Source organism: Gemella sp. zg-570 (genome assembly GCF_018866345.1).
GTDB lineage: Bacteria > Bacillota > Bacilli > Staphylococcales > Gemellaceae > Gemelliphila.
This window is the reverse complement of the sequence record NZ_CP076443.1, coordinates 1,205,283-1,227,213: the sequence shown is the minus strand read 5'-3', so window position 1 is coordinate 1,227,213 and position 21,931 is coordinate 1,205,283. Positions and strand designations below refer to the sequence as shown.

Below are 21,931 nucleotides of genomic sequence, written 5' to 3'. Positions count from 1 at the left end.
AAATTATAAAGAAATATGATTTTTGTTTTTTTAATTTTTTATATTAAAATAAAATTGAAATATTATAAAATAAAATTTATAAATTTAAAAAGGAGGAGCAATCATGAACTTAGATAAATTACTTAAAATATATAAAATAGCTACTATTATTATAATTCTTCTATTAATTCTATTTTTATTTATACTTAAAATAAAAATTCCTAATTATAATTATATAACTTACTTTGGTTCTTTATGGACTAGTATATATTTAATACTTTCATACAAAAAAGAAAAATATAAAAAGTAAGGAAACAAAAAATAAAAAATATATTTAAAAATTTGTATTTACTTTTTCTATTTAAAAAACATATAATTTATAATACTTAACTTGGAAAAATAAAATCTGAGCTTATTACAGATAGAAAATTATAAAAATTTTATCCACCTTTGAGGTGAAAATTAAATTTTTAAGTTGTAACTACTAAAAATAATTTAGTTACTATGAGACTACATAAAAAATAAAATTCCAAACCATAATAATGGAGCTAGTGAAAAAATAAATTTACTAATTGTTTAAGTATTAAAATATAAATTACAAAAATAAAGCTGGTAAGTAGCCATAAAGATTTTTAAAAAGTTAAATTAATAGAAAATATAATTTGTAATTTACTTATTATAGTATAATTGTTATAATGATTAAGTAGTTTATTAATTTTAGCGACTAACTTACGAATATTTATTTTAAAATTTAATAATTTTATTATTTTTTCTTAATATTAAGTTAGTTTTTATAAATATAATATCATAGGAGATTTTTATGAATAAGCATGAATTTATTTTAGTCCTTGACTTTGGTAGTCAATACAACCAACTTATTACTCGCCGTGTTCGTGAACTTGGAGTTTATTCTGAACTTCATGACAAGGAAATATCAATCGAGAAAATAAGAGAACTTAATCCCAAGGGAATTATTTTATCCGGCGGTCCTAATTCAGTATATGAAGAAAATTCTATGACTCTTGATGACGAAATATTTAATTTAGGAATACCAGTGCTGGGAATTTGTTACGGAATGCAACTTATGCAGCACAAACTTGGTGGTAAAGTCGAATCAGCAACAAGTCGTGAATACGGAGCTCACCCAATTAATGTAAAAGAGGATGCCGTACTATTTAAAGATACGCCAAATACTCAAACTGTTCTTATGAGCCATTCAGACAAGGTGGTTAAACTTGCAGACGGTTTTGAAATAGTAGCATCTAGCCACAACTGCCCAATAGCAGCGGCACAAGACAAAAAACGTAATTTTTATTGTTTCCAATTCCATCCCGAAGTACGCCATTCAGAATATGGTTACGACTTGCTAAGAAACTTTGTGCGTAATGTCTGTGCTTGTAAAGCTGACTGGACAATGCAAGCCTTTATTGAAGAAAATATTGTAAAAATAAGAGAAAAAGTTGGAAAAGATAAGGTGCTTTGTGCCTTGTCAGGTGGAGTAGATTCTTCAGTAGTTGCAGCCTTATTACACAGAGCAATAGGCGACCAATTAATATGTATGTTTGTTGACCACGGTCTGTTGCGTAAGGGAGAAGCGGAAAGTGTAATGGAAACTTTTGGCAAAAAATTTGAAATGAATTTAATGAAAATAGATGCACGCGAAAGATTTTTATCAAAATTAAAAGGCGTAGCCGACCCAGAGAAAAAACGTAAAATTATTGGTAATGAATTTGTCTATGTATTTGATGAAGAATGTGCAAAATTAGATGACGTACCTTGGCTTGCCCAAGGAACACTTTATACCGACGTAATAGAATCTGGAACAAAGACTGCCCAAACTATCAAATCACATCACAACGTAGGCGGTCTGCCAGAAGATATGAAATTTGAACTTATCGAACCCCTAAATACCCTATTCAAAGATGAAGTTCGTGCCTTGGGAGAAGTCCTAGGTCTACCACGTGAGATAGTATGGCGTCAACCCTTCCCAGGACCAGGGCTAGGTATTCGCATTCTTGGAGAAGTAACCGAAGAAAAATTAGAAATAGTTCGCAACAGTGATTTTATCCTGCGTGATGTTATCGCAAAAAGAGGTTTAGACAGTGAGATTTGGCAATATTTCACAGCCCTGCCAAACATTCGTTCAGTTGGAGTAATGGGAGATGTGCGTACCTATGACTACACAGTAGTAGTTCGTGCTGTAACAAGTATCGACGGCATGACAGCTAGCTGGGCACATATTCCATTTGAAGTTCTAGAAGAAATTTCAGCCCGTATCGTAAATGAAGTAGCCCACGTAAATCGTGTAGTCTACGACATAACATCAAAACCACCAAGCACGATAGAGTGGGAGTAGAGCATAAATATTTTTAGTTACTTCATTTTAAAATTTAAAATTATTAATAACCTAGTTACTAAGGCTAGGTTATTTTTATTTTAAAAAGCTTATGAATTTTGGAAAGCAAAGAATAATATACAAACATCTTCTAAAACAATTTTACTTTTAAGGCAAGCTAGTTAAGTAAAAAGAAGTAGAATAAAACTCTTTTTTAATTAAAGTTGACAAAGGAAAATAATTTTAGTATAATGTTAGGTAAAAGCTAACAAGCATTTAATTTTTATTTATTATAAGGAGGAAAACATGGACGAAAGATTTGGAAAATTCGTTAGACAAAGACGAGAGGAAAAGAAGATTAATTTAAGGAGACTAGCTGAAATATTAGATATCGCACCAGCTTATATGAGTGATATTGAAAAATCAAGGAGATATCCACCCGACAGAGAAAAAATTGAAAAAATTTCTAATGCTTTAGAATTAAATCAAGATGAAAAAAATTATCTTTTTGATATGGCAGCACATGCAAAAGATAATACCGTATCTCCAGACTTACCTGATTATATTATGGAAAATGATATTGTAAGAGTGGCACTTAGGAAGGCAAGAGATATTGGTGCAGGTAAAGAAGACTGGGAAAGGATAATTAAATTACTTGATGAAATTGAAGAAAAGAAAAATAAATAATGCGATATAAAGAATATTAAAAATCACAATTTCATTAAAAGACTTAGGAATAAAAAAGTAACAAAAAATTCTGTCAGTAATCAAACCATGATTTATAGATTAAAAAATTTAAAAACATAAAGAAAGCAGAGGAAAACACATGTTAAGTAACGTAACATATAACGCCCTAAAATCATTTATTTGGGGGATAGCAAATGACTGTTTAGTAGATGTATACGACCTAGGAGATTACCGAAAGATAATACTACCTATGTTTGTAATAAGAAGACTAGACGCAGTCTTAGAAGAAAAACACGAAGAAGTAATAAAAAAGAAAAAAGAACTAATTAACTTAGGCGTAAAAGACAATATGGATGCAGCCCTATTTCAAGTTGCAGGGCAAAACTTTGTAAATAAGGCAGACTTCACCCTAAAAGACCTAAAAGGAGTTAGCAGAAGCAAAACACTAAAAGACGACTTTATAGCCTACTTAGATGGCTTTTCATCAAATGTTCAAGTAATCATTGATAAATTTCATATAAGAAATGAAATTGAAAGATTATCTCAGCAAGATAGGCTGGGCATGCTCATAGAAAAATTTGTAGATCCAAAATACAACTTTAACAACAAACCCGTTTTAAATGAAGACGGCACAGTAAAAATTGAAGCCCTAGACAATCATTCCATGGGAACCCTATTTGAAGAAGTAATAAGAATGTTCAATGAAGAAACCAATGTAACAGATGCTGGAAGACACTTTACACCAAGAGATATAGTAGAACTTATTGCCGACTTAGCCTTTATCCCTATTCAAGATAAAATCGACTCAACATCCTATAGAATATACGACGGGGCAGCAGGTACTGGTGGTATGCTGACAGTGGGAGAACAAAGAATATTAGAACTTGCTAGGAAGATAGACAAAAATGTTAATATAAACTTATTCGGTCAGGAAAACTCTGATGAAACCTATGCCATTGCCAAGGCGGATATGCTGGTAAAGGGTGAGGGTATACAGGCTGATAATATCCGATTCGGTTCTACAATATCACAAGATAGGTTTGCAGGAGAAACTTTTGACTTTATGCTATCTAATCCCCCCTTTGGGACTGCCTGGAGGTCAGACTTAAAAACATACGGAGTTAATAAAAAAGAAGAAATAATAGACAGTAGATTTGTTATTAACTATGATGAAAATCCAAGTTTTTCATTCCTGCCTGATATAGGAGACCCCCAAATGTTATTTTTAGCCAATAATATTAGTAAGATGAAAACAGAAACCAGGCTTGGAAGTAGGATTGTAGAAGTTCACAACGGTTCTTCCTTATTTACAGGAAGGGCAGGACAGGGGGCAAGTAATTTAAGAAGATATATTTTTGAACAAGACTTACTAGAAGCTATAGTCGCATTACCAGAAAATCTTTTCTACAATACGGGTATCGGAACATATCTTTGGATTTTATCCAATAAAAAAGAAGATAGGAGAAAGGGCAAAGTCCAGCTAATTGATGCAAGAAATATGAAAGAAGCCTTAAGAAAAAATCTTGGAAGTAAAAATTGTGAAATTCCAGGAGATATTAGAAAAGAAATAGTTAAACTTTATCTGGATTTTGATAAGGCTGATAAGGAAAAAAGCCTTGTCTTTGATAATAAGGACTTTGGTCATATTGCCATAGATGTACTTGTGCCATTAAGACTTAAAATGCTTGTTAGTGATGAAGCCCTAAATAGCTTAAAAGATTTTGACAAGTCCTTATATGAAATTGTAGTAAAAGTATTAGAAATAGAAAGTTCTAGCTTTAACAACTTTATGCAATTAGTAGAAGAAGAAGTTAAAAGTTCTAAACTTAAGTTGCCAGCAAAGGCTAAAAGGCTTATTCGTGATTTATTGACACAGGTAAGTGAAGATGGTGAAATAGTCCTTGATAGTAAGGGAAATCCAGAAAGTAATAAAGAGCTGAAAGATAGTGAAATAATTCCCCTTAATTATGAAGGGGGGATTGAAGCCTATCTTGAAAATGAAATACTGCCATATAAGAAAGATGCCTTTTTTGATATGAAATCAAAACAAATAGGCTATGAAATAAGTTTTACTAAGTATTTTTATAAGCCTAAAGAATTAAGAAATATTGATGAAATTATTAAAGATATTGAAGAAATAGAAAAGAATACTAAGGGATTACTTTCATCTATCTTGGAGGGGATTAGATGAAAAGATATAAAAAGTATAAGCAAGTAAATTTGCCCTGGTTAAGAGAAGTACCAGAGCATTGGGGAACAGAAAAAATTAAAAGATTATTTTATATCAGTAAAGATTTATCAACTAAAGAAAATCCAGTTATTTTATCATTAGCAAGGGATAAGGTAAAGGTAAGGGATATTTCAAATAATAAAGGACAAATAGCTGTTGATTATTCAAATTACAATAAAGTTGAAAAAGGAGATTTACTTTTAAATCCAATGGATTTATACAGTGGGGCTAATTGTAATATTTCTTATATAGAGGGAGTTATTAGCCCAGCATATATAAATTTAAGAAATAAAGTTAAATTAAATAAAAAATATTATGATTATTGGTTTAAAGCACAATACACTTCATTAGCTTTACAATCAGTAGGTAAAGGAGTGTCTAAAGATAATAGATGGACACTAACAAATGAAACTTTATTAAATTATGTTACTTTAACTCCCCCCCTATCTGAACAAAGCCAAATAGCTAACTTTCTTGATTGGAAGATAGGTGAAATTGATAGGTTGGTGGGGCTGGAGAAGAGGAAGATAAAAAAAATTGAAAAATTAAAAAATAGACTAATAAATAAATTAATAAAAGTAGAAAATGGAAATAAGATTAAAATAAAATATTTTTGCAATTTATTTGGAAGAATTGGTTGGCAAGGCTTAAATTCGGGTGAATACAGTGATAAGGGAATATTACTTATTACTGGAACTGATTTTAAAAATGGAGAAATAAATTATGAAACTTGTGTCCGAGTTCCTTATTTCAGGTGGGAACAAAATAAAAATATTCAGATAAAAAATGATGATTTATTGATAACAAAAGCTGGAACAGTGGGGAAATTGGCACTTGTTAAAAATTTAAAAGAAAAAGCTACACTTAATTCAGGAATTATGAAAATAGAATTTTTTAAAGACACTATTGTTACTAAAGAATATCTTTATTATGTATTAAAAAGTGATATATTCAAAGAATGGTTTAATAATTTAAATTTAGGTGTGGCTACAATAATTCACCTATATCAAAGAGATTTTTATAATTTTGAATTTTTTTATCCAGATATTCATACTCAAGAAAAAGTAGTTATAAAAATTAAAAATATAGAAAATAAATTTGATAACTTATTAGCTTATTTAGAAAGTCAAATTCAAAATCTACAAGAACTAAAACAAAGTTTAATTTCTGATGTAGTTACAGGAAAAATAGATGTTAGAGATATAAAAATACCAGAAAAATATAGGAATAATAGATAATTTCTATATACCCTAAAGGAGATGTAAAATAATGGAGAAAAAAGAAGTAAGAATAATGCTTGATATTTGGGCAGGCCCTATTTGGTGGTGCTATTATGATGAAAAAACAAAAACATATGATTATGGAATTGATATAATAAAAAATGATAAAGAAATAATGAAATTACATCAAGAAATACAAGATTTGTTTTCATCATACTACCATTTAGATAAAGATATAGATGATATGTTTGATTTTGAACAAGAAAAAAAAGATAAAGAAAAAATGCTTGCTCTATTTGAAAAATTAATATCAAGATTAAATGAAATAAATGACGGAAGTTTTGAAATAGATGATAGAGAAACTCAGAGAATAAGAAATTTATAATTTTATGAAAGGAGAATGATTTATGAAGTCAACTATGGATTTAAGCGAAAAAGGCTTAGAAACTTTAATAGTAAATCATTTAAGAAATGTTAATGACTTTGAAGAAGGTAGTAATTTTGACTACGACAGAAAATACGCCCTCGATTTAACTAGACTTTTTAGATTTTTAAAAGAAACTCAAAAGGAAAAATTAGAAGCACTTGCTATTAAAGATGGTAGTATCGAAAAAGAAAATTTTTTAGCCAGATTATCTAATCAAATTTTAGATAAAGGGACAGCTCTTCTTTTAAGAAAGGGTATGAAATATAAGCATCTTCATTTTGATTTATATATGCCACTTCCAAGCGTTTATAACGAAAATGCTAAGCAAATGTATTTTAAAAATATTTTTAGTGTAAGTAGACAATTAGCCTACACAGAAGAAGTTTCTAAAAAAGCCTTGGATATGGCAGTGTTTATTAACGGTCTGCCTATTATGACCTTTGAATTAAAAAATAGCTATACCCACCAAAACTATAGAAATGCCATAGAACAGTATAAAAATGATAGATCAAGTAAAGAAATTTTGTTCAGATTTAAAAAATGTTTTGCACATTTTGCAGTTTGTGATAGCGAAGTTTGGATGTGTAGTAAATTAGATGATAAAAAATCAATCTTTTTACCCTTTAATAAGGGTAATGATGGTGGAGCAGGTAACCCCGTAAATCCAAATGGTTTAAAAACTGATTACCTATGGAAAGAAATTCTTACTAAAAATATTTTATCAATTATCACAGAAAGATTTGTACAGATTGTTGATGAAGTTAATTCTAAAACTAAAACTAAAAAACAAAAACAAATTTTTCCAAGATACCATCAATTGTATTTGGTGATGAACTTACTTGAAGATAGCAAGAAAGACGGAGTAGGGAAAAGATACTTAATTCAACACAGTGCAGGTAGCGGAAAATCTAACTCTATCGCCTGGCTTGCCCACCAATTAACAGAACTTAGAAACGATGAAGATAAAAAAGTTTTTGATTCTATTATCGTTGTTACAGATAGGGTAAATTTGGATAAGCAAATAAGAAATACAATTAAACAGTTTATGGAAGTTTCGAGTACGGTAGGTTGGGCAAAAGATTCTAAAACATTAAGAAATTTACTTGAGAAAGGTACAGCTGTTATCATTACAATTGTGCATAAATTCCAATTTTTACTCGATACAATCAGCAGTGATTTAAAAACTAAGAAATTTGCTATTATCATTGACGAAGCACATTCAAGTCAGAATGGAAGTCTTGCATCAAAAATGAATATTGTTTTATCTGGAACTGAAGAAGAAAGTGAAGATATTGAAGATAAAATTATAGCCTTGATTGAAGGTAAAAAAATGGCTAGCAATGCAAGCTATTATGCATTTACAGCAACGCCAAAAAATAAGACTTTAGAATTATTTGGAAAACCTATGACAGATTACTTAGGTAATCCTATATTAAATGAAGATGGCACAAGAAGTTTTACAGCTCATTATACATATACAATGAAACAGGCTATTGAAGAAGGCTATATTTTAGATGTGTTGAAGAATTATACGACCTATAGTAGTTATTATAAGATAATAAAAACATCTGAAGACGACCCAGAATTTGATAAAAAGAAATCACAAAAATTATTGAGAACATTTGTGGAATCTAATGAATATGCTATAAGTAAAAAAGCAACAGTTATTGTTGATCATTTTCACAATGTAGTTTGTAAAAAAATGGGCGGGCTAGCAAGAGCTATGCTTGTAGCTAAGGATATTAAAAGAGCAATAGAATACTATTATGCAATTGACTCAGAAATGAAAAAAAGAAAAAGTCCTTATAAGGCTGTTATTGCATTTTCTGGAGAAAAAGAATACGGAGGAAAAATTTTAACAGAAAGTGGAATTAACGGTTTTGCAAGTAACGAGATAGAGTCAAAATTTAAGCTTGATCCTTACAGAATTTTAGTAGTTGCAAATAAGTTTCAAACTGGTTATGATGAACCCCTATTACAAACTATGTACGTGGATAAGATACTTACCGATGTAAAAGCCGTACAAACCTTGTCTAGACTAAATAGATTTTATCCTGGGAAATCAGAAGTTTTTGTACTTGATTTTGCCAACAAGTCAGAAGATATAGCTAAAGCTTTTGATACTTATTACAAAGGGACAATATTATCCGGGGAAACTGATATTAATAAACTTAATGATTTAACAGATAGGCTAGATGAATTTGAAATATATAATGAAGAAAGTGTAAATGAGTTTATTGAAATATTCTTAAAAGAAGATTATAGAAGTAAAATTGATAAAATTATTGATACTTGTGTAGAAAAATTTAAAGAACTAGACTTAGATGACAGAATTGAATTTAAGAGTAGTGCTAAAAGCTTCGTAAGAACATATAATTTTTTATCAGTCTTGATGGAAGATAGTAAGACCTATTGGGAAAAATTAGGAATATTTTTAACAAATCTTCTAGCAAAATTGCCCAAAGTTAAAACTGAAGACTTTTCTTACGAATTATATTCAAATATAGATTTGGATAGTTATAGGTTACAGGTTAAAGAAAATACAAGCATTTATTTAACTAATGCCGATTCAGAATTAAAACCACTTCCCGTACAAACGGCTGTAGGTATTCCTGTTCCAGACTTGGATAAGTTGTCTAATATATTAGATGAATTTCATAAAGTTTGGGGATCAGTCGAATTTACAAATACTGATAGGGTTATTGATGATATTAAAGAAATTCAAGAAGAAGTAAAAGAATATGAAAAATATAGGAATGCTATTAGGGGTTCTGATGAACAAAATGCTAAAGATGAACTTTCTAAAATAATAAATGAAATTATTTCAGGAAGAGTAACTTCAAATGTAGAAATTTATAAAGCATTTCACGAGGGAAAGAAGAATTATTTAAATCAATCATTTAATACTTGGTTAATAGATTTAGTCTTTAATGCAACTTATGATGCTATAAAAAAAGAAGTAGCTAGACAATAATTAAAATTTTAGGTGTACCAAAATTGGTATACCTAAAATTAAATTGACAAGTTAGAAAAAAGCTAAGATGCTTTTATATTTTTTAATTATATTACTGGAAATTAGCTTAAAAGTAATTTTATAAAAGGAAGGTGATTATTATAGCTAAGACAGTAGTCGATGATGGTTTTGTAGCATATCTAGTAAATGGTGCTGAATTTCATGGTAGATGGGAAATTCCTATAATTAAAAAAGATTTAATAGAGATTCCGAAGGATATTGTTCCTTTTGATAAAGTCAAGAAAATATCTGAAGAAGATAGGAAAAAAGTGTTTGTACATTTTTATATGCACGATCTTACTTTTAGGAGAATTTTATCAGATATAGATAAATATTTTCATCTGCTTAGTGATTTCGGAGGAATTATTTCTCCAGATTTTTCATTGTATATTGACATGTCTTTATGTTTACAGCTGACAAATGTTTATTTAAATAGAGCAGTTGGTTATTATTTTCAAAGCAAGGGTATAAAAGTCATTCCGAATGTTAGATGGGGTGATGAAAGGACTTTTGAGTTTGCATTTTTAGGATTAGAAAAAGAGTCGGTATATGCAATAAGCACAGTTGCTTGTATTAGAAGTTTGGAAGAAAAAAATAGATTTAAGAAAGGTTTAAAAGAGATGATTAAAAGATTAAAACCTAAACAAATTATTGTAAATGGAACAAGACCAGAATATGTTTTTAAAGATTTTTACAAGGATGTTGAATTTATAAATTTTGAATGCTGGACATCAAGAATGAAGCAAGGAAAAGTGAATGGGAACAAGTAGAAGTGGTTTATATTTAAATACAAAAGGAAGCAGGCGAAAAGTTAGTGATTATGCCTTAGTACATTCTAATGAGGGGACATTTAAGAATATAAATAGTCCTAATCCAAAGAAAAGTCCTTTTAGAATGGCAAGTGGAGGACACGGTGAAGATAACATTAAACTATTAAAAAATATGGAATAAAGTATAATATAGTAAAGACTTATCCAAATGGTGTTAGAGTTGGAAATGTAGAAGGCCATAAGAAAAAAGACAAAAGTAAAAATAACGGGCAAACATGGTTTCCAAAGTCGTGGGCAGCTAAAGATATACAAAAAGCTGGAGAACATGTAGCAGCTTTAAAGAGTAATAAGAAGGTTAAAGATGGTCATAATATGTATGGGATGTGGAAAGGTGTTAGAGTTGTTGTGAAGAGAACCAACGGTAAAGTATCTACTATTTTTTCTGATAACAAACAACCTATTAAAAGAACTAACAAGAAATAATAATTTATTAAATTTAAGAGGAGAAAAATAATGATTGAAACTAAAATAAAAGAAATACTAGAACAAAGACTTGACGAAGAACATTTTTACTATGTTGAATGTTGGAAAAAAGAAGTTGAAATTTTAACAGAAGATATAAATGAGACCATAGAATTTGTAAAAAATAAATGTGATGATTATACCTTGTTTTGGATGAGCGAAGTTTTTGAGGATATTATTGAAAAAACAAAAAGTAAAGAATTATTACAAGTAATATTAGAAAGAGCTAATAGAGTGATTGATGAAAATAATCGAAAAGAAATATTAAAGGAAGTTGAATATGCGAAAGGACACTTAATATAGTGTTTCATGGAGGAAATAAAATGTTTGATAAAGATAAATTCAAAGAACTTGCAAAAGAAAGAGAAAATACAGATTGGGATTATAAAATAGAAAAAATATGGAATGAAATGAAATTAATGATTTTAGAGAATGATGATTCTTTTAAGGAATTTATTGAGTATATGAAGATAGAAATGAGTGGAGATGAATATGGAACATTATCCGAGATTTCTGATGATATTTCTCAAGAAAAACCATCATATGAATTTATTGATGCATATAAATTTCTTGCAGAAAAATACCCCGAAGAAACTAAAAAATGGAATATAATATCTTTTATTGCCGATGCTGAAGAAATTGTAAAAGATAGCTTAGAAGAAAAATAATTATATAAAATAGTTATAGACATTTTATATAAAAAGAAAAAGTAAAATATTAATTTTTATAGTGGTAAAAAATAATGATTGAAGGCAAAATAAAAGAAATAATAGAACAAAGACTTGACAAAGAAGATTTTTACTATGTTGAATTTTGGAAGAAAAGTCGAAATATTAACGGAATATATAATTAATACTACTGAATTTATAAGAAATAAATTCAAAAATCGAGCGGTAGTAAAACATAAATATTTTTAATCACTTTATTTTAAAATTTCAAATTATTAATAACCTAGTTAGTAAGGCTAGCTTATTTTTATTTAAAAATTTTTTCATTAAACATCTTATAATTAATATGAAAAAAATTTAAAAATGATAAAATAAGATTATTACTTTTTAATATTATTTTAATATTAAAACAATTTAACTAAAATATAGAATTTTAAAATTAGGGTACAAAAGGAGATCAGTATGCTTGAAGATAATATAAAACATAATGAAAAGATTAAACCAAATAGTAATGAAATAAAAAACTAGAAAATAATTTTTTTCATACTATACTAAGCCAATATGCTAAAATCCTGCTTGTTCCAAACCTAAAGCCAAACCTCCTGCTCCTGCAAAAAGTTATATACTATTATATCTCTTATTCATTTTTAGAATTACCTCCTTATTTACAAAAGCAAAAGCTTGTTATAAATTATAATTCAATTAACTAAACATCTTTTGTGTATTTTTAATTATAAAATATTTAGCCTTAAGATTTATATAAAATTTATAACTAAATTAATTTTAAATTTTACAAGACTAGCTAGTGATCTATTCTTAATTTTATTACTACATATATTGTTATATTATAATAAAAAACTAAATTTCTATCAATCTTTGCAATTTACTTTTAAATTTTATCAAATCTACATAAATATTAAAAAATAAAACCACTATAAATAGTGATTTTATTTTAAATATAATTAATTTTTATAAGATCAGATAAAAATAATTTATCTAGCCTGATTTTCTAATTCAAATTTTAATACTACTGGATTGTGGTCGCTATTTTGAAAATCTTCATCAATAGTTTGAACAGATTTTACTTTTACATTATTACTTACTATAAACCCGTCTATTGTATAGGTATAAGTTCCCTTATTATTTTTATTGTAGGCTTGATTTAATAATCTTGCTGTTGGCTTAGTTTTATCGTAATATAATTTGAAATTTTTACTTAGGCCTTCTAAATCAAATTTTTTAGGTCGCCATAAATTTTCGGGTATGGAATTTAATTCTTCTTCTGTAATATCGTTCAGGGCTTGGTTAAAGTCTGCCCCTAAAATAATATAGTTGCCCTTAGCATATTCTTGTTCTAAAAATTCAAAAACTTTTTTTGTTTGGGCTAGCTTACCCTCATTATCACTGTCATAGGCTTCAAAGTGTACATTTATTAAAACTAAGTTTTTATCACTACCTTCAATCTTGGCATAAGAAGCAGTAAAAGCTCGCTTTAGATTTGCTACTCTTACTGGATAGCTAAAGGGAACTGGTAGTTGATACCTAGTTGAATTTTCTAGGCTATATTTAGAATTTGTATAAATTCCACTGTTAATTTTTCCTAGGGGTGGGAAGGGATAGGGAACATACTTGACCTTATAATTATAGGCAAAAGCAGCCGTACCTTGTAAATTTTTATTAAAGTAGTCTACTTGGTTAATGCCAAAACTACGTTTAGAATTTTCATCAACCTCTTGGAAAAATACCAGGTCAGGATTTTCTTTTATGGTTAAATTTTTTATTTTTTCTAAATTATTTTCTACGTGAGCCTTGTCTATGGGCAAAGAATTTGTGCCACCGTCCATAAAAAAATCTTCGTCCTTATCAAGACCAGCAAAACCAATATTCCAGTCTAAGACCTTGTATTCTCTGTTCAAGGAAAATTTTTCTTCACTCCTACCTGCTAAAGTAATTTTTTCTACATCAGCAGGTTTGTATTCTGTTAAGGTTAAATAGCCTACGCCACCAGCTAATAAAATTAATAAACTTAAAAATATAAAAAAAAGTATCTTTAAAAATTTTTTCATATATATCACCTCTTTTGAGAAATAATTATTCCAATTAATACTAATAGCATTCCAATAATTTCTTTTGTCGTAAGAACTTCACCCAGTATAAAAACACCACCGAGTGCGGCAACAACAGATTCTAAACTCATAATTAATGAGGCTGTGTGGGCTGGTATTTCTCTTTGCCCTATTATCTGCAAGGTGTAGGCTACACCACTTGATAAAGTTCCCAGGGCTAAAAGATGCGGTAGTACCAATATAATATCAGCCATTACAAAACCTTCTAAAAAATATCCTGTTATTAGACTTAGGATAGCAACAACAATTAATTGGCCTATTGATAAAAACATAGAATTTACTCTCACTGCTGAATAGTCAATAATAAGGATATGAACAGCGAATAAAAAGGCACTAATCAAAACTAATAAATCCCCGTATTCTAAAGTGAAATCTCCCTTAATAGATAAAAGATACAGCCCCACAACCGACATGACCAAACCTATTAGAAAATATTTATTAATTTTATGCCCTAAAAAAATTCCTATGATGGGTACTATGCAAATATACAGAACTGATATAAAACCTGCCTTGCTAGCCGTAGTGTGGGCTATTCCCAACTGCTGAATGCACATGGCAAAAAATAAAGCCAAACCGCAAGCTAGAGATAAAATTAGATTTTGATTTTTAAAACTTGCTATTTTAATTTTAGGATTTTGACTTCTGTACAAGTCTGGCAAGATGACAACTACTAAAATTAAAAATAAGAGGGCAATCAAGGCTCTTAGTCCTACAATCGTAAAACCGCCTAGCACCTTACTTGCAATATTTTGCCAAACAAAGGCCATACCCCAAATTATCGTAACTACAAGTAATAAAATTTTTGAAATAAATTTTCGCATAAACAGCTCCTAAATTTTTTCTAAAGGCTATTATAACATTTTATATTTTTTTTATCTAGGAAAAATTAAGGTAAAATTTTTAAAATTATATAATAATATTTTAGAAAAATTTATATTAATTTTATAAATACTTTATAAAAAGACTATTAAATAATCGTTTTTATATTAAAATTAATATTTTCATCTTTTTGAGCAATGAAAAATAAACATATATTAAAAATTTTCATATTTTTGAAATCAAATCCTAGTTTATAATGCCATATATTCTTTAATATAATATTTTATATGCTATATAAAAGATAAATAGAAGTAGTAGACTATTTAAAATATTAATAATTTATTCATAAGGGGAGGATCTTGGAGCTTGCTTTGACTAAAAAATTAATTTTCTATATCTTAATTTTATTGAATATAGTATTTATAATAAATAATTTTTTATAGGGATTATACTTATTAAAAAAATATCATCTATATTCTATATTATACTAGGTACAATTCTTATAATAAATAAATTAAAAAATATTATAAAAGCATACAAAAACAATGACTAAGAGGCTCTTATTTTTTATACTAACTAGCATATAAAAATAATTTTATTTGTAAAACTTTTAACTATTATAAAGATATAAACTAAAAAATTTTTTAATTAATACAGTTTAATTTGAAAAGTGTACTATATAATTTTGCTTTAATTTAATAGTCATGAAAACTTTATAATCTAATGTTAATTTTCCTGTATTATTTAAGTTTTTATCTTAATTAAACAGATGCTTGTTTTTCATGAATATAGAAGTGTTTTTCAGTCTTTTTTCCCTTGTTTTATAATGTTTTATATGCTATGATTAAGGTGTAAGATATATCTTAGTAAAAAATAATTTTAAAATATATTTTCTTGCAAATAAATATATTAAATAAAAAATAAATGAGGGAAATATGATGAATAATATAACTTTATTTTTAGGGGTGTTGTATTTTTATATCCAAGTTTTGTTTTATATATTAGGGATATATACATTTATAAAAATACTTATATATATAAAAAAAAGAAAAAAAGACGACAAGTAGTCGTCTTTTTTAATGAAAAATATTTTTAACTCCCTAAATATCTAAACTAAAAAATTTTTTAATTAATACAGTTTAATTTGAAAAGTGTACTATATAATTTTGATTTAATTTAATAGTCATGAAAATTTTATAATCTGATGTTAATTTTCCTGTATTATTTAAGTCTTTATCTTAATTAAACAGAGTGCTGTTTTTCATGAATATAGAAGTGTTTTTCAGTCTTTTTTTCCTTGTTTTATAATGTTTTATATGCTATGATTAAGGTGTAAGATATATCTTAGTAGTAAAATATTTTAAAATATATTTTCTTGCAAATAAATATATTAAATAAAAAATAAAGGAGGGAATAAAAATTAGGAAACACAAAAAATTTTTATCGGCAATTTTAGCTTCAAGTCTATTAGTTACACCTATTTCTGCTTTAGTTAGCAATTATAATAATGTGGCTAAGGCTGAGAAATTACCGTCATCAATAGATGAAAATTATATCATTAAAAAACTAGATAAATACGTTAAATTTAATAAAGATAAAAAAATTTTCGAATTTGATAAAGATAAAAATTTATCTTTGGAAGAACTTAATTTTTTAGAATCAAAAATTTCAGAAACAAATAAAAGATTAAATAATCTTATTATATCTGATAATGAGCAAATAAAATATTTATCTAAAAAAGTAAAAGTTACATCTACCCCAAATTTAAAAGAGGGAGCTTATCTTCGTTATGCTGAAGGTATAGACGCTATTGATTTTTATTGGTGGGGAATGGATATATGGTTATCTAAAACAACATTAAATAAAGCAGTTGCTACAGGAACAATAATTGCCGGTGTATTTATTTCTAGTGCTAGAATACTGGTAGCATTGCAAATACTAGGAGTTTGGACTCCTGTACCAGGTGGGATATATATGAAAGTTCATTATCCTTTTGGGATTGCAGAAGTAAGATGGCATGGATAAAAATATAAAAAACAAAATACTAATATTTTTAATACTAATATTTTTAATATTATTGGTTTGGATACTTCCTTTTAATAATATAATATATAGAATTGCATTATCTATAATAATATTAGTAGGTCAGTATATAATTTTACTATTAAAAAAGGATAAATAATTATACTATCATTCTATGTTAATAAATTCCTTTATATAAATTTTAAAAATAATTTACATAATATTTTATATATTACTATCACTAGCATTATTAATAAATACACTAATTATTATAAACAAAATAAAAGACGATAAATAGTCGTCTTTTTTCAATTTAATTTTATTTTCCTAACTAATAAAAAAATAATCTTATTTAAAACTTTTTAATACTAGTCTATCTTTGCCATATTATTAGTGTTATAATTAATCTTGATAGTTTTAAAATTATTTTTTACATCTAGCCACACACTTATATTCTAAAAAATAAATTTAAAATTAATTTCTACAACTTTTAAAAAAATCAGCAAATAAGAGGTGATTTTCTACGAATAAATTACACACTATAATTTATATAGTTCTAATTTTAACAACTTTAATATTATTATGGACACTACCATATAATGACATTAAAACAAAAATAATATTGTCAATAATGTTTATTGTACTTATGTTTTTTAGAAAATACACATTTGAGCAAAAAAATAAAAAAGACGATTAAATTTCATCTTTTTAGAATTTTTTACTTTATATATTTTAAAAATAGATTACCTTTTAATTATAACATAATTTTAAAAATAACACAAAGATATTTTTATAATTTTATGTGTAAGTTATTTTAAAAATTTTTCTTTATAGAGGACTTATTATGAAGAATAAAATAAAAAAATTTTTTATATACTCTTTCCTTATCAATACACTAGCTATTATCTTAGAATTGTCATATAGTTTTATATTCAAAAAAGAAATAGACCTATTAACAATGATACCTTTTTTAATAATTATTGCTAGTATTTTTATAATTTTATGTTCTCTATACATTAAATTTAAAAAGAAAAAAGGCAAGTCTTAGCATTGACATAAAAAATTCTCCTAGAATTTAAAAGTTCAAAGCTAAGCTGCCTTTTTTATTTAGCTATATCAACAACTTTTGCCGAAATTAAATTTTCCAAAACTGCTACTCTTATTTCTACCTGATGACCGACCTTGCCAGCTGATACGATAATAGTTTCTACATCAAGACATTTTTTATCAACAAAGGTTGGAAATGATTTTTTCATGGCAAGGGGAGAACAACCCCCCTTTTCATAACCCGTTGTATTTTTTAAATCTTTTAGGGGTAGCATACTCAGTGTTTTTACCCCAGCCTCTTTGGCTAATTTTTTAAAATCAATATTATCATCACTCATTAAAACTGCAACAAAATTATTCCCCTTGACGTCAGTTGTCAAAATAGTTTTGAATACCTGCCTATAATCTTTATTAATTATTTTAGCAACACCTAAACCAGTGCGAGCTTCTTGACTACTTGCATCAAATTCATAATGGTTATAAGTGATATTATGTTCATCTAAAAAACGCATTGCATTTGTTTTGATTTTTTTCTTTGCCATACACAACCTACTTTTTATTTTTTATATTTTTAAATACCCAAGTATATTGTAGTCTATAACTTAGGAAGAATAAAATTGTATCTATTATAATTTTTATTACAGTCTCTGAACCTGACGTCCACTTCCACAATAAATAAACTAGAAATGATGAAAGGAAAATTTTTGAAAGGGAAATAGTATAATACTTATAAATAGTTTTCTTGATATTCTTCTCCTGTTTAAAAACTAAATTCTTATTGATTAAGAAATTGATAAAGGATGAAATTGCCCTAGCTAAGAAAGTAGTTAGCAGTATTAATAGATAGCCTTTTTTTACACCCAAGAATACTAAAATCGTTAAAAATACCCTAAATAAAGAAATATCTACTAGAAAGGCACTTAGACTGGCTAGAGAAAATTTTAAAAATGGTAGTAAAATAACCTTGCAGATACTAATAAGGTCAAAAATTGGATTGAAATTTTTTTCTACATTAGAATAATTAAAGACTGTTTCTATTTCAATTTCTGTTATTTTAATATCTTCTGCAATAGCCTTAGTTAGCATTCTTGTTTCATAGTCAAAACGTTCGCCCTCTACATCAATCATAAGGGCAACCATATTTTTAGGTAGCCCTCTTAGAATTGTCTGAGTATCAGCTATATTTCTGCCATATAAATTTCTAAAGGCTAAACTTGTAACCTTATTAGCAAATTTTATTTTTTGGGGTAGACTAAAGACATTAAAATTTCTAGACCCTAAAACTAGGTTATTAGGATTTTTTTTCATTTCCAAGGCAACCTTGACAACATCTTCTACTATATGTTGACCGTCGGAGTCAGAAGTAACTAGACCGATATAATTATCTAGATTTGGTAAATTTAAAAAATAATTAAAGGCGTTTTTCAAAGCACGTCCCCTGCCTAAAGTTTTGGCATGGGATAAAACTCTACAATTTTTCATAATATTAAGTCTATTAAAAATTGCTTTTGTTTCTGCTTTGCTACCGTCATCTATAACCAAGACATCAAAAGAACCGTAATCTATTAACTCCTCCACATAGTCAATTAATGAACTTGTGGGATTTAAGGCTGGTATTACTACCAAGGTTTTTCTGTTATCATTATCCATTTTCTACCTCCTATCCACTATAGGAATTAATCACCTCGAATAAATAATCTCTTATTTCTTCGTTTGTTCCTGAATTAACAATTTCTTCAAGTTTTTCTAACTTACTATTTAATGCTTTTTCATCAATATTCAAAGTTGTATTTTTAAAAATCATATTGTTGGCAGTTTTTTCACTATTTTCATAGTCTAGGGACAACTCTTCATACATTTTTTCTCCGGGTCTTAAACCTATTTCTTCTATTTCTATATCTTTGTAGGGTTCTAAACCTGAAAGTTTGATTAAGTTGGTAGCCAAGTCAATAATTTTTACAGGTTCGCCCATATCGAGTAGGAAAATTTCTCCACTGCTTGCATAATAACCAGCTTGCAAGACTAATTGCGATGCTTCTGGTATAGTCATAAAGTAGCGAATTATGTTGCGGTGAGTTATAGTTATAGGTCCACCTTTTTTGATTTGCTCTTTAAATATTGGTATTACCGAACCGTTAGAGCCTAAAACATTACCAAAACGAACTGCTGCAAACTTAGTTTTATACTTGTTACCCTTAGCCTGTAAAATAATTTCTGTAAGACGTTTTGATGCCCCCATAGCATTAGTTGGATTAACAGCCTTGTCGGTAGAAATCATAATAAATCTCTCAACTTCTTTTTGAATAGCTATCTCCATAACATTTTTTGTTCCAAAAACATTATTTTTTATAGCCTCCTTAGGTCGTCTTTCCATGAGTGGCACGTGCTTGTGGGCGGCCGCATGAAAGACTACATCAGGTTTATACTTGTCAAAGACTTCTAACAGGGCTTTTTTATCACGAATGCTGGCAATTTCAGAAATATAATTTACCTCTGAAAAACTTTCGTCATGTGATTTTTTAAAATCAAAATTTCGCTCCAGCATATACAGGGCATTTTCATTAATATCTAATAAGATAAGATTGCTGGGTTTAAAATTAAAAATTTCACGAGCCAGTTGACTTCCGATAGAGCCACCAGCCCCTGTGATAAGAACATTTTTTTTACGCAAATATGACTTGATTTCATCTTGGGATAAATTTGCCACACCACGACCTAACAAATCTTCTATGGAAACATCATCTATGTGTCTAGTAATTTTTTCGCCCTCCAATAGAGACAAGCCAGATTTCATGACTTTAACTTGAATACTTTTACATTCTTTTAGGATGTTTAGGATTCTATTTTTGTCATATTTTGAAATAGAAGGTATTGCTAAAAATACCAATTCAACATTATATTTTTCTATTAGTTTAGCTAATTCATAAGTAGTACCTAAAACACTAACTCCATTTACGGTAGAATTTTTTCTATTGTCATCTACTAGCCCCACCACATTCGCCTTGAAACGATTATTTTTATTAAGTTCTTTAAGTAGAACATAACCAGCATCTCCTGCACCGATAATCAAAGTATTTTTATAACTTAGGGTATTAGTCTTATAACGTGAACTTTCATTAAGAGCCTTATAAAAAATTCTCATAAACATCATACCCCCAACAATTAATAAGGGAGCAAAAAATGTAAAACGCAAATTAGAAAAATATTCTGGAAAAATAAAATTATAAGCTATTGTACAAATAAAATCTGCAATAATAACAGAAATACAAATATTAATAATTTCTTTTACGCCGAGATAAGACCACAGGGCCTTGTTAATACCTGCCAACTTGAAACTAATTAGATAAACAATAATTGATATGAATAAAAAGTATAAAATATTCATTCCATAGTAACTTATCATATCTGGAATATAAATTGATCTATCTAAAAATATGGCTATGCAAGTAGCTAATACAACAACCATTAAGTCTAAAATTGTAATAATTGTAAATCTATACTGTGAATAAATTTTTGAATTAAATATTTTCTCCATACTAGCTCCATAAAGTGTTATATAAAGATTTTATCATATTGTAACCATCTTTACAAACTTATTTATATATTAGGTAATTAATATTTATTTTAAAATTTAATTTTGAAAGCTAAAATTTTAAATGTATATTTTTTAATTTCAAAAATAAGATAAGAAAATTTGAATTTATAAATATAAGATTTAAAAGAAGTATTTTTAAGGAAATATTTTATAAAGATTCAAAATTTCTATTATTCAATGTTATTTCATTGCATATTGCTTATAATTTGTTTATAATATGCTTATCTTAAATCAAAGAATTGCTAAAATATCGAGTAAGATGAGAAGATAAAAATTTTTATGCACATAAATAGCATGACAATTCTAGTTAGTAATTTTTAATATCTTTTTAGCAAAAATTAAAAATTATCTAGCATTTTATTTTTATATTTAGTAAACTATTTATTAAGCTAAAATTTTCTTTAATAATTTCTTATGTCTTATGAAATTATTTTTATAAGTACTAGCTAGTTCTATACTACAAATTTATTT

At 27.5% G+C, this 21,931-nt stretch carries 17 protein-coding genes; 12 read left to right on the top strand and 5 right to left on the bottom strand.

Annotated elements, in window-relative coordinates:
• Positions 1–799: 799 nt before the first annotated feature.
• The 11 genes from guaA (at position 800) to KMP11_RS06040 (ending at position 11,851) form a co-directional block, all read left to right on the top strand.
• Positions 800–2,335 carry a glutamine-hydrolyzing GMP synthase gene (gene guaA / locus KMP11_RS06085; RefSeq protein WP_216279728.1) on the top strand — a complete coding sequence of 512 codons (1,536 nt, stop codon included), beginning with the start codon at positions 800–802 and terminating at the stop codon, positions 2,333–2,335.
• 285 nt (positions 2,336–2,620) lie between these two features.
• Entirely contained in the window at positions 2,621–3,001 is a 381-nt protein-coding gene (locus KMP11_RS06080) for a helix-turn-helix domain-containing protein (RefSeq protein WP_215757038.1), read from the top strand.
• Between the two features lie 139 nt (positions 3,002–3,140).
• The gene (locus tag KMP11_RS06075) at positions 3,141–5,192 is read left to right on the top strand and encodes a type I restriction-modification system subunit M (RefSeq protein ID WP_216279727.1); all 2,052 of its coding nucleotides are present in this window, start codon (positions 3,141–3,143) and stop codon (positions 5,190–5,192) included.
• On the top strand, positions 5,189–6,469 hold the full coding sequence (locus KMP11_RS06070; RefSeq protein WP_216279726.1) for a restriction endonuclease subunit S: 1,281 nt from the start codon (positions 5,189–5,191) through the stop codon (positions 6,467–6,469). Before KMP11_RS06075 ends, KMP11_RS06070 begins: the two co-directional genes overlap by 4 nt.
• 31 nt (positions 6,470–6,500) lie before the next feature.
• Positions 6,501–6,836, top strand: coding sequence for a hypothetical protein (locus KMP11_RS06065; protein ID WP_216279725.1), 336 nt, complete (start codon positions 6,501–6,503; stop codon positions 6,834–6,836).
• Between the two features lie 22 nt (positions 6,837–6,858).
• Positions 6,859–9,852: a type I restriction endonuclease subunit R gene (locus tag KMP11_RS06060; protein WP_216279724.1), complete on the top strand. Its 2,994-nt coding sequence runs from the start codon at positions 6,859–6,861 to the stop codon at positions 9,850–9,852.
• 131 nt (positions 9,853–9,983) lie between these two features.
• Positions 9,984–10,661 (top strand): DUF4417 domain-containing protein, encoded by a 678-nt coding sequence (locus KMP11_RS06055; protein ID WP_216279723.1) that lies wholly within the window; start codon positions 9,984–9,986, stop codon positions 10,659–10,661.
• Positions 10,648–10,842 (top strand): hypothetical protein, encoded by a 195-nt coding sequence (locus KMP11_RS07715; RefSeq protein WP_252344724.1) that lies wholly within the window; start codon positions 10,648–10,650, stop codon positions 10,840–10,842. Before KMP11_RS06055 ends, KMP11_RS07715 begins: the two co-directional genes overlap by 14 nt.
• The gene (locus tag KMP11_RS06050; protein WP_371741378.1) at positions 10,824–11,144 is read left to right on the top strand and encodes an EndoU domain-containing protein; all 321 of its coding nucleotides are present in this window, start codon (positions 10,824–10,826) and stop codon (positions 11,142–11,144) included. The genes KMP11_RS07715 and KMP11_RS06050 overlap by 19 nt, the downstream gene beginning before the upstream one ends.
• A gap of 30 nt (positions 11,145–11,174) precedes the next feature.
• Complete coding sequence (locus tag KMP11_RS06045; protein WP_216279722.1) at positions 11,175–11,486, top strand: hypothetical protein; 312 nt, start codon at positions 11,175–11,177, stop codon at positions 11,484–11,486.
• Positions 11,487–11,506: 20 nt separating this feature from the next.
• The gene (locus tag KMP11_RS06040; RefSeq protein ID WP_216279721.1) at positions 11,507–11,851 is read left to right on the top strand and encodes a hypothetical protein; all 345 of its coding nucleotides are present in this window, start codon (positions 11,507–11,509) and stop codon (positions 11,849–11,851) included.
• A 992-nt stretch (positions 11,852–12,843) separates the two neighbouring features.
• Here KMP11_RS06040 and KMP11_RS06035 read toward each other — a convergent pair.
• Positions 12,844–13,917 (bottom strand): endonuclease/exonuclease/phosphatase family protein, encoded by a 1,074-nt coding sequence (locus KMP11_RS06035; protein WP_216279720.1) that lies wholly within the window; start codon positions 13,915–13,917, stop codon positions 12,844–12,846.
• Positions 13,918–13,922: 5 nt separating this feature from the next.
• Complete coding sequence (locus tag KMP11_RS06030; protein ID WP_215756787.1) at positions 13,923–14,798, bottom strand: DMT family transporter; 876 nt, start codon at positions 14,796–14,798, stop codon at positions 13,923–13,925.
• Positions 14,799–16,305: 1,507 nt separating this feature from the next.
• Between KMP11_RS06030 and KMP11_RS06025 the strand changes: the two genes are divergently transcribed.
• Positions 16,306–16,821 carry a hypothetical protein gene (locus tag KMP11_RS06025; protein ID WP_216279719.1) on the top strand — a complete coding sequence of 172 codons (516 nt, stop codon included), beginning with the start codon at positions 16,306–16,308 and terminating at the stop codon, positions 16,819–16,821.
• 1,100 nt (positions 16,822–17,921) lie between these two features.
• Here the strand turns inward: KMP11_RS06025 and KMP11_RS06020 are convergent.
• From KMP11_RS06020 to KMP11_RS06010, 3 genes are read right to left on the bottom strand one after another with little or no spacing between them, the layout of a single operon-like run.
• Positions 17,922–18,407 (bottom strand): aminoacyl-tRNA deacylase, encoded by a 486-nt coding sequence (locus tag KMP11_RS06020; protein ID WP_216279718.1) that lies wholly within the window; start codon positions 18,405–18,407, stop codon positions 17,922–17,924.
• A 7-nt stretch (positions 18,408–18,414) separates the two neighbouring features.
• Positions 18,415–19,515, bottom strand: coding sequence for a glycosyltransferase (locus tag KMP11_RS06015; RefSeq protein ID WP_216279717.1), 1,101 nt, complete (start codon positions 19,513–19,515; stop codon positions 18,415–18,417).
• A 10-nt stretch (positions 19,516–19,525) separates the two neighbouring features.
• The gene (locus tag KMP11_RS06010; RefSeq protein ID WP_216279716.1) at positions 19,526–21,400 is read right to left on the bottom strand and encodes a polysaccharide biosynthesis protein; all 1,875 of its coding nucleotides are present in this window, start codon (positions 21,398–21,400) and stop codon (positions 19,526–19,528) included.
• Positions 21,401–21,931 lie beyond the last annotated feature (531 nt).